This is a genomic window from Candidatus Pelagibacter sp. HIMB1782, assembly GCF_052047475.1.
Classification (GTDB): domain Bacteria; phylum Pseudomonadota; class Alphaproteobacteria; order Pelagibacterales; family Pelagibacteraceae; genus Pelagibacter.
Genome location: NZ_JBNAKE010000001.1, coordinates 455,565 through 471,069, shown reverse-complemented (window position 1 = coordinate 471,069; position 15,505 = coordinate 455,565). Strand labels below are relative to the sequence as shown.

Genomic DNA, 15,505 nt, shown 5'->3' with positions numbered 1-15,505 from the left:
AGAAGTATATAAACTAAAAATGTTAAAAAAATTAGCCAAAATAAAATATTTACCAAATAATATTCAAATTATTGAACCAGGTGATCATGTTATATGTGCAATTTCTGGAAAAAAAATAGATCTTGATAAATTAACGTATTGGAATGTTGAATTACAAGAAGCCTATTTTTCTTACAAAGAGGCATTTATAAAAAGAGAAAATTTAGATAAAACCTGATTTTATTTCCAACGATTATGTGACCAGATCCATTGTTCTGGTTTTAAGTAGATCATTTTTTCAAGAATAGTGTTTAATTCGTCTGTAATTTCCTGGATAGTTTTTTGTTCATTAAAATAAATGGGCTTATTTATTTTTATTTTAAATTTAATATCATCATATCTTTCAATAAATATGGGTATAACAGGCATATTAAATTTTTTAACCAGTTGAGCTGGAATTGTAGTTGTGTAAGCTTTTTCATTAAATAGTAATGATTTAGTTCCTTCCGAAACTCTTTGGTCAATCATTAATGCAGTTGAGTAACCTTCCTTGATAAAATTTAGTAAATCTCTTAAACCACCAACGCCTTTCTTAATTTGATTTTTGCAAATATAATTTTTTCTTATTTTTTCCATTATCTTATTTAAATAAATATTATTTAAGGGCCTATATATTGCGCAAAGATCTATATCACTTTTCTCTAAGTGCATTGCCATCAATTCAAAATTTGCAAAATGTCCCGAAATAAATACTGCTTGTTGATTTTTTTTTTTAAAATTATCTAAAATCTCACTTCCTTCTATTTGAATGTTTGAGTTATATTTTTTTGATCTAAAATCTTTAATAAACATATATTCTGCAAATACTCTTCCATAATTATTCCACATCATATTTGTAATCAAATCCGTCTTTCGTTGCTCTACATTTGGAAAAGCCTTTTTCAGATTTCTATCAATAATTATTTTAGATCTAAATAATGGTCCTATTTTTTCAAAGATCTTGCCTCCTAAATAAGATGATTTTTTTAATCCTAAAATTTTAAACAATGAAAAAAATATAGTGACAAAAATATACTGGAAAAAATAAATAATTGTTTTCATTATATACTTAAAATTATTTTATTTAATTTTTCTTCATCGATTATTTCCAAATCAGATTTAATATAATTTATTTTATTTATATTTAAGTCTTGAAGATCAATTCTTAAAATATCTTTTTCTGTTGTCAAAATTTTATAATTAAACTTATCTGCTTGTTTAAGTATGTTTACTATTTCTTCTTTTGAATATTGGTAATGATCAGGAAATTCAATTTCTTTCTTAATATTAAGTCCATAAGATTTAATCATAGAAATAAATGTATTGTGATTACCAATTCCAGAAAAAACTAAATAGTCATCTGTTTTATCAAATTGGTCCATGTTTAATCCAACGTATTTGCCGATATGAATGTTAATACCTGAGCTTATTTGATTTATTTCATTTTTGATTACATCCAAGTTTTCTAAATTGCCATTTAAAAATACATGTTCATAATTTTTTAAATTTTTTATACTTTCACGTAATGGTCCCGCAGGTATTGTAAGTCCATTTCCAATCCAGTTATTATTATTAAAACAAACTAATTTTAAATCGAAATCAATGGATTTATCTTGAAGGCCATCATCCAGTATTGCTACTTCAAATCCTTCTTCTTCAGCTTTTTGCAAAGCTTCAATTCTGCTGTTTGATAAAAAAACTTTTCCATTATTATTTAAAATTTTTTGTTCATCAGTTTGATTGGTATAATTTTTTTTAATAAAACATGACTTGATATTATTTGTTTTTAGAAGTTCATTAATTTTAATAGATAATGAAGTTTTTCCTGTACCACCAACATAAAAGTTTCCAACACATATGGTTTTTATTTTAAATTTTTTATTTTTTTTAGGAACTAAGATTTTTACTAGTTGTAAAAAAAATGAAATTGGTAAAAGAATAAATGCAATTAAATTTGGTTTTGGATAATCCCAAAATTTAGGTTTTTTAAATTTCATTTTTAATTTGGAAATTAATTTCTTTTATAGTGTTATTTAAAATTTTATTTCCAATTATTTTTATTTTTAAACTTTTATTTTTTTTAATATTAAACACTATTTTAGATGCAAGTTGTTTATAATTATTGATTTTTGAAGAAATATTGTAGTCACTTAAAAATTTATAGACGTCTTTAAAATTATCAATGTTAGGTCCATGTAAAATTTGCGCCCCAAAACGAGCAGCTTCCAAAGGATTTTGGCCTCCACGATTGGCAATCGATCCCCCTAAAAATACAGAGTAAGCCATTTGATAAAACTTTTTAGTTTCGCCAAATGTATCTACTAAATATATATCAATATCATTTAATTTATTTATTCCTGAGGTGTGAGAAGCTACTTTTAAATCTAATTTTTCTAGTTTCGAGCTGATTTCTTTAACTCTATTAACGTGTCTCGGTATTATTATGGTAGTTAGATTATTTATTTTTTTCTTGAGCAACAAATGAGCTTTTGCACAAAAAATTTCCTCATCCTTATGAGTGCTTGATGCAATCCAAATTTTTTTATTTTTAAATTTTTTTCTTAAATTACTTTCTGCCAAATCTCTTTTTTGACTATAATTTTCTGCATACTTTAGGTTTCCAATATACTTAATTTTCTTTACACCCAATCTTTTTAAAAATTTTATAGTTTCAAAGTTTTGTGGATACGCTTTAGTAATTAATTTAAATATTGAGGAACTAAATGATTTTAATTTTTTCCATCTTTTGAAAGATTTTTTTGTAATTCTTGCGTTTAATAATAAAAGTGGAATCTTTCTCTTTTTTACTTGTTTGAACATTGATGGCCAAATCTCAGAGTCAATAAAAATAGCAACACTTGGTTTCCAAAAATCAAGAAACTTAGATGTTAAAAAATCCATATCCATAACATAAAATTGATGTACTAATTTTTTAAAGTTAAATTTTTTAACTACTTTTGCTGAACTTAAAGTGGTTGTTGTTACAAGTATTTGATCAATAGATTTATCTTTTTCATACTTTTCAATTAGAGGTATAACACTTAGTATTTCCCCTACACTTGCTCCATGAAACCAAATCAATTTTCCTGGTTTTCTTTTTTTTGAGAAAATTGCAAACTTTTCAGTAAATCTTTTTTTGTCTTCTTTTCCTTTTAATATTCTAAATAATATTATGATTGGAGAAATTAAAAAAATTAAAGAAAGTAATAGTTGATAAACAAAAAACATTTTTATTTTTGAATTTGTTTTTCATAGAAGTTTTTATAGGCATTAGATTTAATCAATAGTTCATCGTGTTTGCCATAATCCAAAACTTTACCTTTCTCCATAACATAAATCCTATCTGAATTTAAAATTGTCGAAAGTCTATGGGCAATGACTATAGTAGTTTTGTTGTGTATTAACTCCTCTATAGCTTTTTGAATTTTTTCTTCAGTATCAGAGTCAAGTGATGAAGTAGCTTCATCTAGTAAAATTATTTTACTTTGTTTCAAAAATGCTCTTGCAATTGAAAGTCTTTGTTTTTCACCTCCAGATAACTTTACGCCATTCTCCCCAATTTTTGTTTCAAATCCATTTTCTAAATTATTTATGAAATCTATACTCATTGACAGTTTTGCTGCTTCAAGCACTTCTTCTTTTGTTGCATCAGGTTTAGCGTATTTAATATTATTGAATACTGTGTCATCAAAAAGAGTGGTGTTTTGATCAACAATTGAAATCTGTTTTCTTAATGAATAGAGGTTTATTTCAGATAAATCTTGATTATCTATATTAATTTTACCGTCCAATGGATGATAAATTCTAGGAATCATGTTTAGTAATGTAGATTTTCCAGAGCCACTTTGTCCAACTAGTGCAGTCATTTTACCTCCTGAAAATTTCACTGAGATATTTTTTAAAACTTCTTTATCTGGATTTGAGTAATAAGCAAAATTTACATTTTCAAAATTTATTGTGCCTTCACTTAATGATATTTCTTTACTATTCTCATTTTTACTAATTTCATTCTTTATATCTATAATGGGGATTATTCGTTTTGCTGCTGATAATCCTTGGCTGATGGCTATATTTACTTTTGTTAAAGATTTTACCGGCTGATAAGCAAGCATCATAGCCGCTAAAAAAGAGAAAAAATTATTTATATTTAGCTCTTCATTAATTATCAATTTACCAGAGTAAAATATTAATAGTGCAATCATAAAACCTGTTAAGACTTCCATGATTGGAGTAGATCTAAGATATACAGACCTGATTTTAATTGATTTGTCTTTTAAAGCGTTAACGTAATCTTCTGATCTTTTATTTTCAAAATTTTCTCTTTGAAATATTTTTATTATTTTATGGTTTTTAAATAAATCTACAAAATATCTATTAAGGTGTCCTGATTTCTCTTGTGCTTCTGTTGCAACTTTTCCCATTCTTTTTCCAAGCTTTCTAGCTATGACAGTTGCAAGGGGTATCATTATTATCGCTATTAAAGATAGTTTCCAATTTTGAAAAAACATTACAAAAAGTAGTCCAATTAAAGTTAGTCCATCTTTAAAAATACTTAAAAAAGCTTCTGCAAGCATTCTTGTTATTTGATCAACATCAAAACTAAGATTTGAAATGTATTTTCCTGTGTGCTTACTTTCTATGATTTGTGTATCCGCATTGATAAATGATTTTAACATATCAATTTGAAGCATTTTTTTTACTTCCTCTGATATGTGTATCATTAAAATTTTAGCTTGATATAGAGCAATTCCTTTTGTTGAAAAAGCAATTATTATTGCAATAGGGATTATTATTATTAAAGTTTTATCTTTATTAAGAAAAATTTTCTCTATTGCTGGATCTAGTAGCCAGGCAGTTGCAGAAGTACTTACAGCAACTAATATAGAAAAAAAAGCAGCTAGTAATATTTTTAAAATGTATAACTTGATGTAATCTTCATATAGTCTTTTTATAATTTGTTTTGTACTCATCTTAAATTATTTTTCCAATCAAAATATTTAAAAGGATCAACAACCCTAAAAAATTATTGCTTTTAAATTTTTTAAAACAATCATCTGGATTAGCAGTATTTAATTTATTAATTTGGTAATAAAGCAAATGGTAAATCGGAAAAATCATAAATAAAAAATAAATACTTTTAAAATCCATTAAAATTCCAACAACAGCTAATGATAAAATAAATATAATGTAAGAAATAAATAAAAACTTTTTTGGATCATTTTTAAATTTAATCGAGGTTGACTTTACACCAATAATTTCATCATCTTTTATATCTTGAAATCCGTAAATTGTGTCGTACCCAAGTGTCCAAAATATGGCTCCAATATAAAATGCAATTGAAACTAATGACAATTGATTATCAATAGCAATAAATCCTAAAACTAGACCATAGTTAAAAGTAATTCCTAAAAACAATTGTGGCCAATAAGTAATTCTTTTCATTAATGGGTATGTGAAAGCAAGAGGCATTGAAATGAGAGCCATAAAAATTGTAAAATAATTAAAATTTAACAAAACTAGAAAAGCTAAAAAGCAAAGTGAAATTGCATAAATTATTGCCAACTTTACAGATACTCTACCTGATGCGATTGGTCTATTTTTAGTTCTCTCAACTTTTTTATCAAATTTTCTATCAACAATATCATTAACAATACATCCTGCTGATCGCATTAAAACTGATCCAGATAAAAAAAGGATACAAAAAAAAAAATAATTATTTAAACCTGCATTAAAATCATATGCTAATGTTAGTCCCCATACGCATGGCCAAAATAAAAGCATGAAACCAATTGGTTTCGTTAATCTTGTCAACTCAATGAAAAGTTTTACTTGGTTCATAATATTTTACTTGTAAATAACAAAGGGTAGTTTCATAATCAAATTGATTCGTATGAATATAGACTACACAGTAACTGCCTTAATGTTTCCAGCTATTCCGTTACTTATGAGTGTTTATAGCAACAGATTTCACTCTCTAAGTATCTTAATTCGTCAGCTTCATGATGAGCATGTTTATGAAAAGCATATTCCTCCTGAATGGAAGAAGCAGTTTATTAATTTAAGTGGAAGGATAACACTTCTTAGATGGACAATTTTATTCGCTTCATTTGGCTTCCTATTTAATATGCTTACAGTTTTTGCACTTTATTTAGATGAAGTATTTGCAGCTAGAGTAATATTTGGCTCATGTTGTTTATCCATGATTATATCAATTATTTTTTTTATAAGAGAAATTCAAATTTCAACAAATGCCCTTAAACTCCATATGTCTGATATGGATGTAGATGTAAATTAGGGAAGTATAACTGCTGGACCAGTAAGAACTCTAGATTCTAAATCTTTGTGCGCTTGTGCGATATCTTTTAAAGAATATTTTTTTGAAATTTTTACTTTTATTTTTCCACTTGAAGCCATTTCAAAAACTTTATTAGCAGCTTCGTCCAGCTCTTCTCTTGTTGTTGTATACTGCATAATGCTTGGTCTTGTTAAATAAAGTCCCTTTGGCTGAATTGATTTTGCAACATTAACAGGATCTAAAGGTCCAGATGCATTACCAAAAGAAACCAACATTCCTCTTAACTTTAAACATTCAATTGAACCATCAAAAGTATTTTTTCCAACACCATCATAAACAACAGATAATCCTTTTCCTTCAGTAATTTCTTTTACTTTTTCAGCAAAATTATCTTTGTTATAATTAATTACATGGTCGTAGCCATTTTGTTTTGCATTTTCTATTTTTTCATCTGATCCGACAGTACCAATTACATTGCATCCTAAACTTTTAGCCCATTGTCCAAAAATTTGACCAACACCACCAGCTGCTGCATGGAATAAAATATCCTCTCCTGATTTTACAGGATAAGTTTTATGTAAAAGATAAAAAGTAGTTATCCCTTTTGTCATTAAAGTTGCTGCAGTTTCTAAATCAACACTATCAGGAACTTTTACCAAGTTTTTAGTTGGATAATTTCTATGAGTTGAGTAAGCGCCAAGAGGAGCTGCACAGTATGCAACTTTATCTCCAACTTTAAAATCTTTTACCTCTGAACCAACTTTAGTTATTTCTCCAGCTCCCTCTAGACCTATTGGAGAGGGTAGAGTTAATGGATAAAGTCCTGATCGATGATAAGTATCAATATAATTTAAACCAATTGCATGGTTTTTAATCGTTACTTCATCAGCTTTTGGTTCCTCAAGTTTAAGTTCTTTATATTCTAAAACTTCTGGTCCGCCTGCTTTTGAAATTATTACTGAATTCATAATTTATTTTACAAATGTACCATTATGATAATCTTGCACTGCTTGCAAGATTTCTGCTTTAGTATTCATTACAAAAGGTCCACCTCTTGCAATTTCCTCATTTATTGGCTTTCCAGATATCACTAGAAATTTAGTATCTGTTTTTGCTTTCACTTTAAGCTCGTCACCTTTTGTTAATAATATTAAAGTACTATCTTTAACATTATCATGTTTTTCACTGCCAATTTCTATTTCGCCATTTATTAGATAAATAAATGTATTGTGAGTTGATGGAATATTAAAATTAAATTCTTTATCTTTTTTTAACTCCACATCAAAGTAAACTGGCTCTACATTATGACCTTTTACAGGTCCTTCAGCATTTTCAAATTTACCTGCAATAACTTTTACTTGTTTCTGATCATCTTTATGAACACTCATTTTATCAGCATCAATATAAATATACTCAGGCTTACTCATTTTTAATTTAGCAGGCATGTTAATCCACAATTGAAAGCCATGAAGTCTTCCTTCTTTCATAGCTGGCATCTCTGAATGAATAATTCCACTTCCTGTTTTCATCCACTGAACATCACCTGCAGTCATTCTTCCTTCACCACCAGTGCTATCTTTGTGTTCAAAATCTCCAGCAAGCATATAAGTAACTGTTTCAATTCCTCGATGTGGGTGAGGGGGAAAACCAGCAATATAATCCTCGCTATTTTCAGATCCAAATTCATCTAGCATTAAGAAAGGATCAAAATAATTTGGTTCAACACCAATACTTCTTTTTAATTTTACTCCCGCACCATCTGACGCTGGAATAGGATCTATAATTTTACTTACTTCAATTTTTGACATTTATTTTGCTAATTTCCTTTCTAAACTAAACTCTTTTGATTCATTTATCACCAAAAATAAAAATCCACCAGCTAATGCTATATTTTTCATAAATGATACAAATTGCATTTGATTACTAAAATCTGTGTGAAAAATAATTGCAGTTGCTATGCAAAATAAACTTAAGAGAGCAGCAGAAATTTTTACTTTATATCCAATCATTATTAATATTGGAGCTCCTATCTCAAGAATTATTGCTGGAATTAAAAAAATACCTGGCATTCCCAAAGACTCCATCCAACCAATGGTTCCTTCATAATTTCCAATTTTATTAATTCCACTTAATAAAAACACTAGAGAGATAAATATTCTCCCAACTAAATCTAAAATATTTGTCATTGTCTATTTGTTGTGTGAACCATCACAAAACGGCTGATTGTTAGTTTGTTTACAATGACAGAAATAAATTGTTTTATTTTCTTCAGCTACAAATTTAACTGGTTTAAATTCTGTTCCTCTATGTGACATATCACAAAATGGTTGGCTCTTACTTTGTCCACAAGAACACCATAAATAATTTTTTCCTTTTTCAACATCAATAGAAATAGGTTGATCTCCTGCTTTTATTCCTTTGCTCATAAATCTCCTTTGTTAATTTTTAATCTAAATAATGATCTGGTTAAATTCTGCAAGAACGCAATATTTTCATACTAGTATGCATAATCATACCTTGAAAAATAAAATTAGGTATTTAGATGAGTATTATGAAAAATAATATTGAATGCCCAGCGGAAAGAGCAATTTATTTTCTTGGTGGAAAATGGAAAATCAGAATTTTGTTTTATTTATTTAACAATAAAATAGTGAGATTTAATAAACTTAAAAAAGAGTTAAAAACAATCACACAACAAATGTTATCAAAACAACTCAAGGAATTAGAGATTGATGGAATTATAAATAGAGAGGTTCACCAAGTAGTGCCTCCTAAAGTTGAGTATTCTCTTACAGAATTTGGACTTTCGGTTATTCCAATTTTAAAATCTTTTTCTGATTGGAATAAAAAAAATACCAAAACTATTTCTCAGAAGTTAAATAAAAATTTTGAGGAGAATAGAATTAGATAATCTTAATTAGTTCGTTAAGATTAGTAATCTTATTCTTAGGGATATAATCTAGTTTATCAAATATATTATTATTTCTGTTTACCCAAATAGAATTATATCCATAGTTTCCTCCTCCAGATACATCCCAAGTATTTGCACTTAAAAAAGCAACTTCATTTTTTTCAATTTTATATTTTTTTGTTGGCATATCATAAACTTTAGAGTCAGGCTTAAAAATACCAACTTCTTCGATTGAAAAAATATCATCAAATAAATTGTCTAATTTATTACTTTGTACTAATTCATTCAGTAGAGAAGGTGTACCATTTGAAAGTATTGCTAGTTTAAAATTTTTTTCTTTTAAAGATTTTAATACTTCTGGAACTTCTTCAAAAGGTGAGAGAATTTTATAGAGATCTAATAATTCATCTCTCATTGAATTGTCTATTTTAAATACACTCATTGATTTATCCAAACTGTCTTCAGTGATCTGCCAAAAATCTTTATGTCTTTTCATTAAACTTCTAAGCCAAGTGTATTCTAATTGTGTGGTTCTCCAATAATTTGCAAAAGCCTCCCACTTATCACCAATTTTATCTTTGCATTTTTCTGCTGCTGAATTTACATCGAATAAAGTGCCGTAAGCGTCAAAAATTATTGCTTTAATATTTTTCATAAACTAATTTAATAATATGAGTAACATTAGATTATATTTTTCTAAAAGTTTATCTAATAATTTAACTGGTACACTTGATAAATCTCAATCGCATTACGTAAACAAAGTAATGAGAGTTAAAGAAAATGAAACTTTCTCATTATTTAACAGCAGTGGTGAATGGGAAGCAAAAATTTTAAATATCTCAAAAGGTGTTGTTGAATTTAATGTTACAAAACAATTAAGACAGAAAGAAAATCCAAAAGAATTGTGGTTGGCATTTTCTCCAATTAAATCAAATTATTTCAACTTTATGATTCAAAAAGCAACTGAGTTAGGAGTTACAAAATTTATTCCAATAATATTTGATAGAACGATTGTTCGTAAAATTAATAAAGAGCGATTAGAGAAAGTAATTATTGAAGCAGCAGAGCAATCGAATAGAATTAATGTTCCAGATATTGAAGACCCAAAATCATTAGATGATTTTTTAAATAACAATAAAGTTGATTTAATTTTTACTGATCTAAATTCTGAAAATACCAAAGTAGATTTAAAGAAGGTTACAGATAAACCTACATGTGTAATTATAGGTCCAGAAGGAGATTTTTCTGAAGAGGAAAGAGCTAAGATTCTAAAATTTAGTGGTGTTCAACCATTGAAAATTAATGAGAATATATTGAGATCTGAAACAGCTGTAATTTCAGCTATATCGATCATAAAATACGCCATAAATTGATATTTTGTCGCGAAAACTAAAGTGTAATTTTTTTGAAGACGTTCTATATAGGGTAAAAAAATGAAAAAAATTATATTAACAATTCTTTCAATTTTAACTCCTGCAGTTGCGTTTGCCAACCAGCCAAAAGATTGGCAATTGGGTTTTCAAAAAGCAGCTTCGGAATCTATGAGAGATATAGTTAATTTTCATGACAAATTGTTATTACCAATCATAATTGCGATAAGCGTTTTCGTTTTATTTTTGATGGTCTATGCATGTATCAGATTTAGAGCATCAGCAAATCCAGTTCCTTCAAAAAGAACTCACAATGTTGCTGTAGAAGTTTTATGGACATTAATTCCATGTTTAATTTTAATCGTGATGGCAGTTCCATCGTTTAAAATTTTATATAAACAAGACTCAATACCAAAAGCAGATGTAACAGTTAAGGCAATTGGTTATCAGTGGTACTGGGGATATGAGTATCCAGATGAAAATATTATTTTCGACTCTTACATGATTGAAGATAAAGATTTAAAAGAAAATCAGCCAAGATTATTAGCTGTAGATAATGAACTAGTTGTTCCGGTAAATAAAGTAGTTAAAGTTTTAATTACTGCAAATGATGTTTTACACGCTTGGGCTTTACCATCTTTTGGAGTTAAAAGAGATGCAGTTCCTGGAAGAATAAATGAAACATGGTTTAAAGCAGAAGAAGTTGGAACTTATTATGGACAGTGTTCTGAGCTTTGTGGAATTAAACATGCTTTTATGCCGATTACAGTAAGAGTAGTTTCTGAAGAAGAATATAAAGAATGGCTTACTGGTGCTAAAATAAAATTTGCAAAAGAAATTAATGAAGAAGATCAATTTAAAAAACTAGCGAGTAAATAATATGTATACACAAACTGCATCACACGACGATCATCATACACCAACAGGTTGGAAACGTTGGGCGTATTCAACTAATCACAAAGATATCGGTACAATGTACCTTATATTTGCAATTGTTGCAGGTGTGATCGGAACTGCATTCTCGGTTTTAATGAGAATGGAATTGATGCATCCAGGTGATGGAATTTTGGGTGGAAACTATCATTTATACAATGTCTTAGTAACAGGTCATGGTTTAATCATGATCTTCTTTATGGTTATGCCAGCAATGATTGGTGGTTTTGGAAATTGGTTTGTACCAATCATGATTGGTGCGCCAGACATGGCATTTCCAAGAATGAATAACATTTCGTTTTGGTTATTACCAACTTCATTTATTTTATTAATCATGTCTATATTTATGGATGGCCCTCCAGGTCAAACAGGAGTTGGTGGTGGATGGACAATCTATCCTCCTTTATCATCTACAGCAGGACAACCTGGTCCAGCAATGGACTTTGCTATTTTAAGTTTACACTTAGCAGGAGCGTCTTCAATTTTAGGAGCGGTAAACTTTATTACTACAATTTTAAACATGAGAACTCCAGGTATGACATTGCATAAAATGCCTTTATTTGCTTGGTCAATTTTAGTTACAGCGTTCTTATTACTTTTATCACTTCCAGTATTAGCAGGTGCAATCACAATGCTATTAACTGATAGAAATTTCGGAACTGCATTCTTTGATGCTCAAACAGGTGGAGATCCAGTATTATTCCAACACTTATTCTGGTTCTTTGGTCACCCTGAAGTTTACATTTTAATTTTACCAGGTTTTGGAATGATCAGTCATATTGTTTCAACATTCTCAAGAAAACCAGTATTTGGATATTTAGGTATGGCATATGCAATGGTAGCGATTGGAATAGTTGGTTTCGTTGTATGGGCTCACCATATGTATACAGTTGGTTTAAGCACGGATACTAAAGCTTATTTCTTAGCAGCGACGATGATCATTGCTGTTCCGACGGGAATTAAAATATTTTCTTGGATAGCAACTATGTGGGGTGGTTCAATATCATTTAAGACACCTATGGTCTGGGCTTTAGGGTTTATATTTTTATTTACAGTCGGTGGAGTTACAGGTGTTGTTCTTGCAAATGCAGGTGTAGATACAGCAATGCATGATACTTACTATGTAGTAGCTCACTTTCACTACGTATTATCTTTAGGTGCGGTGTTCGCAATCTTTGCAGGCTTTTATTATTGGTTTGGAAAAATGAGTGGTTATGAGTATTCAGAATGGTTAGGTCAATTACACTTCTGGTTAACATTTATTGGTGTAAACTTAATTTTCTTCCCTCAACACTTCTTAGGTTTAGCGGGGATGCCTAGAAGATATGCAGATTATCCAGATGCATTTGCTGGTTGGAATTATATATCTTCAATTGGATCATATATTTCTGTAATTGGTTTAGGAGTATTTTTCGCAAATCTAATTTATGCATTTTACAAGAAAAAAGCTGCTGCACAAAACCCTTGGGGTGAGGGGGCAACAACTTTAGAGTGGACAGTACCGTCTCCTCCAAATTTTCATACTTTTGATGAATTACCAAAGTTTGAAGATGAAGAGAGTGCAGAAAAATCTACTACCTAAAAAAGTATTTAGGTTTTCTGTCTAAAATTAAATGATTAAGTCTAAGTTAAAAAATAGAAATTTAAGTCAAGAAGACGTATTCAATTTCTCTGAGTTATTTAAACTCATGAAGCCAAGAGTAATGTCTCTTGTGATTTTTACTTGTGCGGTTGGATTGTTAATGGCGCCAAATATTATTCCAACAAAAGATGCAATAATTGGAATTATTTTAGTTTCTATTGGAGCTGGTGCCGCTGGAGCTTTAAACATGTGGTACGAGTCTGATTTAGATGCATTAATGACAAGGACTTGTTTAAGACCTATACCAACTGGGAAGGTTAATAAAAATCAAGCTTTGATTTTTGGTATTGCTTTATCAATATTTTCTGTTGTTGCTTTGGATTATTTTGCAAATACAATTTCAGCAGCTTTATTGTTATTTACAATTTTGTTTTATGTGCTGGTTTATACTGTTTGGCTTAAAAGAAAAACGCCTCAAAATATTGTTATTGGAGGCGCTGCAGGAGCATTACCTCCTGTAATTGGTTGGACTATAGCCACTAATTCACTTTCACTTGAGCCATTAACTTTCTTTCTAATTATCTTTTTTTGGACACCATCACATTTCTGGGCACTAAGTTTATATAAATCTGATGATTATAAAAAAGCAAATATTCCAATGCTTCCATTGACCAATGGTGTTGAAAGCACAAAATTAAATATATTTGTTTATTCGTTAATAATGTTGCCAGTTATTGTTTTCCCATATGCAATTAATTTTGTTGGTCTAGTATTTTTAATTCCATCGTTAATTTTGACAATTTATTATAATTACTTATGTTTTGAACTTTACAAATTTAAGAAGAATAAGTTTGATGCAAAAAAAGCAAAAACAATTTTTGGATACTCCATATTATATTTGTTTTTAGTTTTTGTATTTTTCTTAATAGATAAAATTTTATGATAACACCTGATAAAAAAACAAAGAAAAAAAATATTATTACTGCTTTAGCAATTTTAGCTTTTATGGTTTTTTTGTTTGTTTTTACATTATATAACGTTGGCGTATTTGATAGGCAGATATGATTAAGAGCAAAACATTAACTCCATTACTTCTAGCAGGTATTTTTTGTTTAATGTTAGGTTTATCTTTTGCGGCAGTGCCCTTATATGATCTTTTTTGTCGTGTAACTGGCTTTGGAGGAACAACCCAAGTATCTAAAGAAGCCCCGAAGATAGTTTTAGATAAAGTTGTAAGTGTAAGATTTGATACGAATGTAAATAATCTTACTTGGGATTTTAAAGCTAAATCAAATGTCATTGATGTTAAGGTTGGTCAGGTCAATAGAATTGAGTTTGAGGTTGAGAACTATGGAGATGAAACAACTTATGGAGTTGCTAGTTTCAATGTTTCGCCTGCAAGTTTTGGTAAATATTATAGTAAATTAGGCTGTTTTTGCTTCGAAAAACAGGAACTTAAGGCAGGTGAGAAGGCAACTTATATTATGACTTTTTATTTGGACCCAGAACTGGTAAATGATCCAACAGTTAAAAACTTACAGGATGTAACTATGTCGTATACTTTTTTCTCGACAGATTATTATAAACAATCATAATTAAAAAAATATGTCAGCTGAAAAAAAACATGATTATCACTTAGTAGACCCAAGTCCTTGGCCCATATTTACATCTTTTGCATGCTTGGTATTAGCTATTGGTGCAATTTTTTATATGCACAATGATGTATCTTGGGGAATGTATTTGGGATTAGCTCTTGTAATTTATGCAGCTTATATGTGGTTCAGAGATGTTGTGATTGAAGCTGAACATCAAGGTCACCATACTCCAGTTGTTCAAATCCATCATAGATATGGAATGACGTTATTTATTGCTTCTGAAGTTATGTTTTTCGTTGCATGGTTTTGGGCATATTTTGATATAAGTTTGTTCCCAAATGAGTTTGTTGGAAATGTTTGGCCTCCACAAGACATAGAAACTTTTGATCCATGGGACATTCCATTAATCAATACACTAGTTTTATTATTATCTGGTACTACAGTAACTTGGGCTCACCACTCTTTATTAGAAGATGATAGAAAAGGATTTATTCAAGGATTAACAGCAACTGTTGCACTAGGCTTCTTTTTTACTTTGTTACAGGCTTACGAATATCATCATGCTACATTTGATTATTCAGGACATATTTATGGTGCAGTATTTTACATGGCAACAGGTTTTCACGGTTTCCACGTAATTGTTGGAACAATTTTTCTTGCTGTTTGTTTATGGAGAGGAAGATTGGGTCACTTTACTAAAGAACACCACTTTGGTTTTGAGGCAGCTGCTTGGTACTGGCACTTTGTTGATGTTGTTTGGTTATTCTTGTTTGCAGCTATCTACGTTTGGGGAAGTTAATA

Annotated in this window: 20 protein-coding genes; 10 read left to right on the top strand and 10 right to left on the bottom strand. The window is 29.2% G+C overall.

Annotation, left to right across the window (positions count from 1 at the left end; all coding sequences use genetic code 11):
- Positions 1-19 precede the first annotated feature (19 nt).
- Positions 20-217, top strand: coding sequence for a DUF2093 domain-containing protein (locus tag ACTTAO_RS02465; protein ID WP_440690775.1), 198 nt, complete (start codon positions 20-22; stop codon positions 215-217).
- Between the two features lie 2 nt (positions 218-219).
- On the opposite strand, the gene ACTTAO_RS02460 is transcribed toward ACTTAO_RS02465, so the two are convergent.
- The 5 genes from ACTTAO_RS02460 to ubiA are packed head-to-tail and all read right to left on the bottom strand — an operon-like array spanning position 220 to position 5,856.
- Positions 220-1,080, bottom strand: coding sequence for a lysophospholipid acyltransferase family protein (locus ACTTAO_RS02460; RefSeq protein WP_440690774.1), 861 nt, complete (start codon positions 1,078-1,080; stop codon positions 220-222).
- Positions 1,080-2,015, bottom strand: a complete 936-nt coding sequence (gene lpxK, locus ACTTAO_RS02455) for a tetraacyldisaccharide 4'-kinase (protein WP_440690773.1) — start codon at positions 2,013-2,015, stop codon at positions 1,080-1,082. The genes ACTTAO_RS02460 and lpxK overlap by 1 nt, the downstream gene beginning before the upstream one ends.
- Positions 2,005-3,246, bottom strand: a complete 1,242-nt coding sequence (locus ACTTAO_RS02450; RefSeq protein WP_440690772.1) for a 3-deoxy-D-manno-octulosonic acid transferase — start codon at positions 3,244-3,246, stop codon at positions 2,005-2,007. Before ACTTAO_RS02450 ends, lpxK begins: the two co-directional genes overlap by 11 nt.
- Before the next feature lie 2 nt (positions 3,247-3,248).
- Complete coding sequence (locus tag ACTTAO_RS02445) at positions 3,249-4,988, bottom strand: ABC transporter ATP-binding protein (RefSeq protein ID WP_440690771.1); 1,740 nt, start codon at positions 4,986-4,988, stop codon at positions 3,249-3,251.
- A 1-nt stretch (position 4,989) separates the two neighbouring features.
- Positions 4,990-5,856 carry a 4-hydroxybenzoate octaprenyltransferase gene (gene ubiA / locus ACTTAO_RS02440; RefSeq protein ID WP_440690770.1) on the bottom strand — a complete coding sequence of 289 codons (867 nt, stop codon included), beginning with the start codon at positions 5,854-5,856 and terminating at the stop codon, positions 4,990-4,992.
- 52 nt (positions 5,857-5,908) lie between these two features.
- On the opposite strand from ubiA, the gene ACTTAO_RS02435 reads away from it, so the two are divergent.
- Positions 5,909-6,313, top strand: coding sequence for a DUF2721 domain-containing protein (locus ACTTAO_RS02435; protein ID WP_075506429.1), 405 nt, complete (start codon positions 5,909-5,911; stop codon positions 6,311-6,313).
- Here ACTTAO_RS02435 and ACTTAO_RS02430 read toward each other — a convergent pair.
- The 4 genes from ACTTAO_RS02430 to ACTTAO_RS02415 are packed head-to-tail and all read right to left on the bottom strand — an operon-like array spanning position 6,310 to position 8,739.
- Positions 6,310-7,281 carry a quinone oxidoreductase family protein gene (locus ACTTAO_RS02430; RefSeq protein ID WP_440690769.1) on the bottom strand — a complete coding sequence of 324 codons (972 nt, stop codon included), beginning with the start codon at positions 7,279-7,281 and terminating at the stop codon, positions 6,310-6,312. The two genes, ACTTAO_RS02435 and ACTTAO_RS02430, sit on opposite strands and share 4 nt — an antisense overlap.
- Positions 7,282-7,284: 3 nt before the next feature.
- Positions 7,285-8,121 (bottom strand): pirin family protein, encoded by an 837-nt coding sequence (locus ACTTAO_RS02425; RefSeq protein WP_440690768.1) that lies wholly within the window; start codon positions 8,119-8,121, stop codon positions 7,285-7,287.
- A complete protein-coding gene (locus ACTTAO_RS02420; RefSeq protein WP_440690767.1) occupies positions 8,122-8,499 on the bottom strand; it encodes a DoxX family protein in 378 nt (125 codons plus the stop codon).
- 3 nt (positions 8,500-8,502) lie between these two features.
- Positions 8,503-8,739, bottom strand: coding sequence for a CDGSH iron-sulfur domain-containing protein (locus ACTTAO_RS02415; RefSeq protein WP_262589802.1), 237 nt, complete (start codon positions 8,737-8,739; stop codon positions 8,503-8,505).
- Between the two features lie 125 nt (positions 8,740-8,864).
- Here ACTTAO_RS02415 and ACTTAO_RS02410 point away from each other — a divergent pair, with 125 nt between their 5' ends.
- Entirely contained in the window at positions 8,865-9,224 is a 360-nt protein-coding gene (locus ACTTAO_RS02410) for a winged helix-turn-helix transcriptional regulator (protein ID WP_440676628.1), read from the top strand.
- Here ACTTAO_RS02410 and ACTTAO_RS02405 read toward each other — a convergent pair.
- Positions 9,217-9,879, bottom strand: a complete 663-nt coding sequence (locus ACTTAO_RS02405; RefSeq protein WP_440690766.1) for a haloacid dehalogenase type II — start codon at positions 9,877-9,879, stop codon at positions 9,217-9,219. The genes ACTTAO_RS02410 and ACTTAO_RS02405 overlap by 8 nt on opposite strands.
- Positions 9,880-9,895: 16 nt before the next feature.
- Between ACTTAO_RS02405 and ACTTAO_RS02400 the strand changes: the two genes are divergently transcribed.
- The 7 genes from ACTTAO_RS02400 to ACTTAO_RS02370 are packed head-to-tail and all read left to right on the top strand — an operon-like array spanning position 9,896 to position 15,503.
- Complete coding sequence (locus tag ACTTAO_RS02400) at positions 9,896-10,597, top strand: RsmE family RNA methyltransferase (RefSeq protein WP_440690765.1); 702 nt, start codon at positions 9,896-9,898, stop codon at positions 10,595-10,597.
- 60 nt (positions 10,598-10,657) lie between these two features.
- The gene (gene coxB, locus ACTTAO_RS02395) at positions 10,658-11,473 is read left to right on the top strand and encodes a cytochrome c oxidase subunit II (RefSeq protein ID WP_440690764.1); all 816 of its coding nucleotides are present in this window, start codon (positions 10,658-10,660) and stop codon (positions 11,471-11,473) included.
- Position 11,474: 1 nt separating this feature from the next.
- On the top strand, positions 11,475-13,109 hold the full coding sequence (gene ctaD / locus ACTTAO_RS02390; protein WP_075506423.1) for a cytochrome c oxidase subunit I: 1,635 nt from the start codon (positions 11,475-11,477) through the stop codon (positions 13,107-13,109).
- A 31-nt stretch (positions 13,110-13,140) separates the two neighbouring features.
- Entirely contained in the window at positions 13,141-14,052 is a 912-nt protein-coding gene (gene cyoE / locus ACTTAO_RS02385) for a heme o synthase (RefSeq protein ID WP_440690763.1), read from the top strand.
- On the top strand, positions 14,049-14,174 hold the full coding sequence (locus ACTTAO_RS02380; protein ID WP_075506421.1) for a serine protease: 126 nt from the start codon (positions 14,049-14,051) through the stop codon (positions 14,172-14,174). The genes cyoE and ACTTAO_RS02380 overlap by 4 nt, the downstream gene beginning before the upstream one ends.
- Positions 14,171-14,704, top strand: a complete 534-nt coding sequence (locus ACTTAO_RS02375) for a cytochrome c oxidase assembly protein (RefSeq protein ID WP_256998103.1) — start codon at positions 14,171-14,173, stop codon at positions 14,702-14,704. The genes ACTTAO_RS02380 and ACTTAO_RS02375 overlap by 4 nt, the downstream gene beginning before the upstream one ends.
- A gap of 10 nt (positions 14,705-14,714) precedes the next feature.
- The gene (locus tag ACTTAO_RS02370) at positions 14,715-15,503 is read left to right on the top strand and encodes a cytochrome c oxidase subunit 3 (RefSeq protein WP_075506420.1); all 789 of its coding nucleotides are present in this window, start codon (positions 14,715-14,717) and stop codon (positions 15,501-15,503) included.
- Positions 15,504-15,505: the final 2 nt, after the last annotated feature.

Bases quoted from the DNA above. Each gene is read 5' to 3' on its own strand.
- ACTTAO_RS02465 (WP_440690775.1), top strand. From the start codon at position 20: ATGTTAAAAAAATTAGCCAAAATAAAATATTTACCAAATAATATTCAA.
- ACTTAO_RS02435 (WP_075506429.1), top strand. From the start codon at position 5,909: ATGAATATAGACTACACAGTAACTGCCTTAATGTTTCCAGCTATTCCG.
- ACTTAO_RS02410 (WP_440676628.1), top strand. From the start codon at position 8,865: ATGAAAAATAATATTGAATGCCCAGCGGAAAGAGCAATTTATTTTCTT.
- ACTTAO_RS02450 (WP_440690772.1), bottom strand. From the start codon at position 3,246: ATGTTTTTTGTTTATCAACTATTACTTTCTTTAATTTTTTTAATTTCT.
- ACTTAO_RS02420 (WP_440690767.1), bottom strand. From the start codon at position 8,499: ATGACAAATATTTTAGATTTAGTTGGGAGAATATTTATCTCTCTAGTG.
- ACTTAO_RS02445 (WP_440690771.1), bottom strand. From the start codon at position 4,988: ATGAGTACAAAACAAATTATAAAAAGACTATATGAAGATTACATCAAG.
- ACTTAO_RS02400 (WP_440690765.1), top strand. From the start codon at position 9,896: ATGAGTAACATTAGATTATATTTTTCTAAAAGTTTATCTAATAATTTA.
- ACTTAO_RS02460 (WP_440690774.1), bottom strand. From the start codon at position 1,080: ATGAAAACAATTATTTATTTTTTCCAGTATATTTTTGTCACTATATTT.
- ACTTAO_RS02415 (WP_262589802.1), bottom strand. From the start codon at position 8,739: ATGAGCAAAGGAATAAAAGCAGGAGATCAACCTATTTCTATTGATGTT.
- lpxK (WP_440690773.1), bottom strand. From the start codon at position 2,015: ATGAAATTTAAAAAACCTAAATTTTGGGATTATCCAAAACCAAATTTA.
- ctaD (WP_075506423.1), top strand. From the start codon at position 11,475: ATGTATACACAAACTGCATCACACGACGATCATCATACACCAACAGGT.
- ACTTAO_RS02425 (WP_440690768.1), bottom strand. From the start codon at position 8,121: ATGTCAAAAATTGAAGTAAGTAAAATTATAGATCCTATTCCAGCGTCA.
- coxB (WP_440690764.1), top strand. From the start codon at position 10,658: ATGAAAAAAATTATATTAACAATTCTTTCAATTTTAACTCCTGCAGTT.
- ACTTAO_RS02405 (WP_440690766.1), bottom strand. From the start codon at position 9,879: ATGAAAAATATTAAAGCAATAATTTTTGACGCTTACGGCACTTTATTC.
- ACTTAO_RS02370 (WP_075506420.1), top strand. From the start codon at position 14,715: ATGTCAGCTGAAAAAAAACATGATTATCACTTAGTAGACCCAAGTCCT.
- ACTTAO_RS02375 (WP_256998103.1), top strand. From the start codon at position 14,171: ATGATTAAGAGCAAAACATTAACTCCATTACTTCTAGCAGGTATTTTT.
- ACTTAO_RS02380 (WP_075506421.1), top strand. From the start codon at position 14,049: ATGATAACACCTGATAAAAAAACAAAGAAAAAAAATATTATTACTGCT.
- ubiA (WP_440690770.1), bottom strand. From the start codon at position 5,856: ATGAACCAAGTAAAACTTTTCATTGAGTTGACAAGATTAACGAAACCA.
- cyoE (WP_440690763.1), top strand. From the start codon at position 13,141: ATGATTAAGTCTAAGTTAAAAAATAGAAATTTAAGTCAAGAAGACGTA.
- ACTTAO_RS02430 (WP_440690769.1), bottom strand. From the start codon at position 7,281: ATGAATTCAGTAATAATTTCAAAAGCAGGCGGACCAGAAGTTTTAGAA.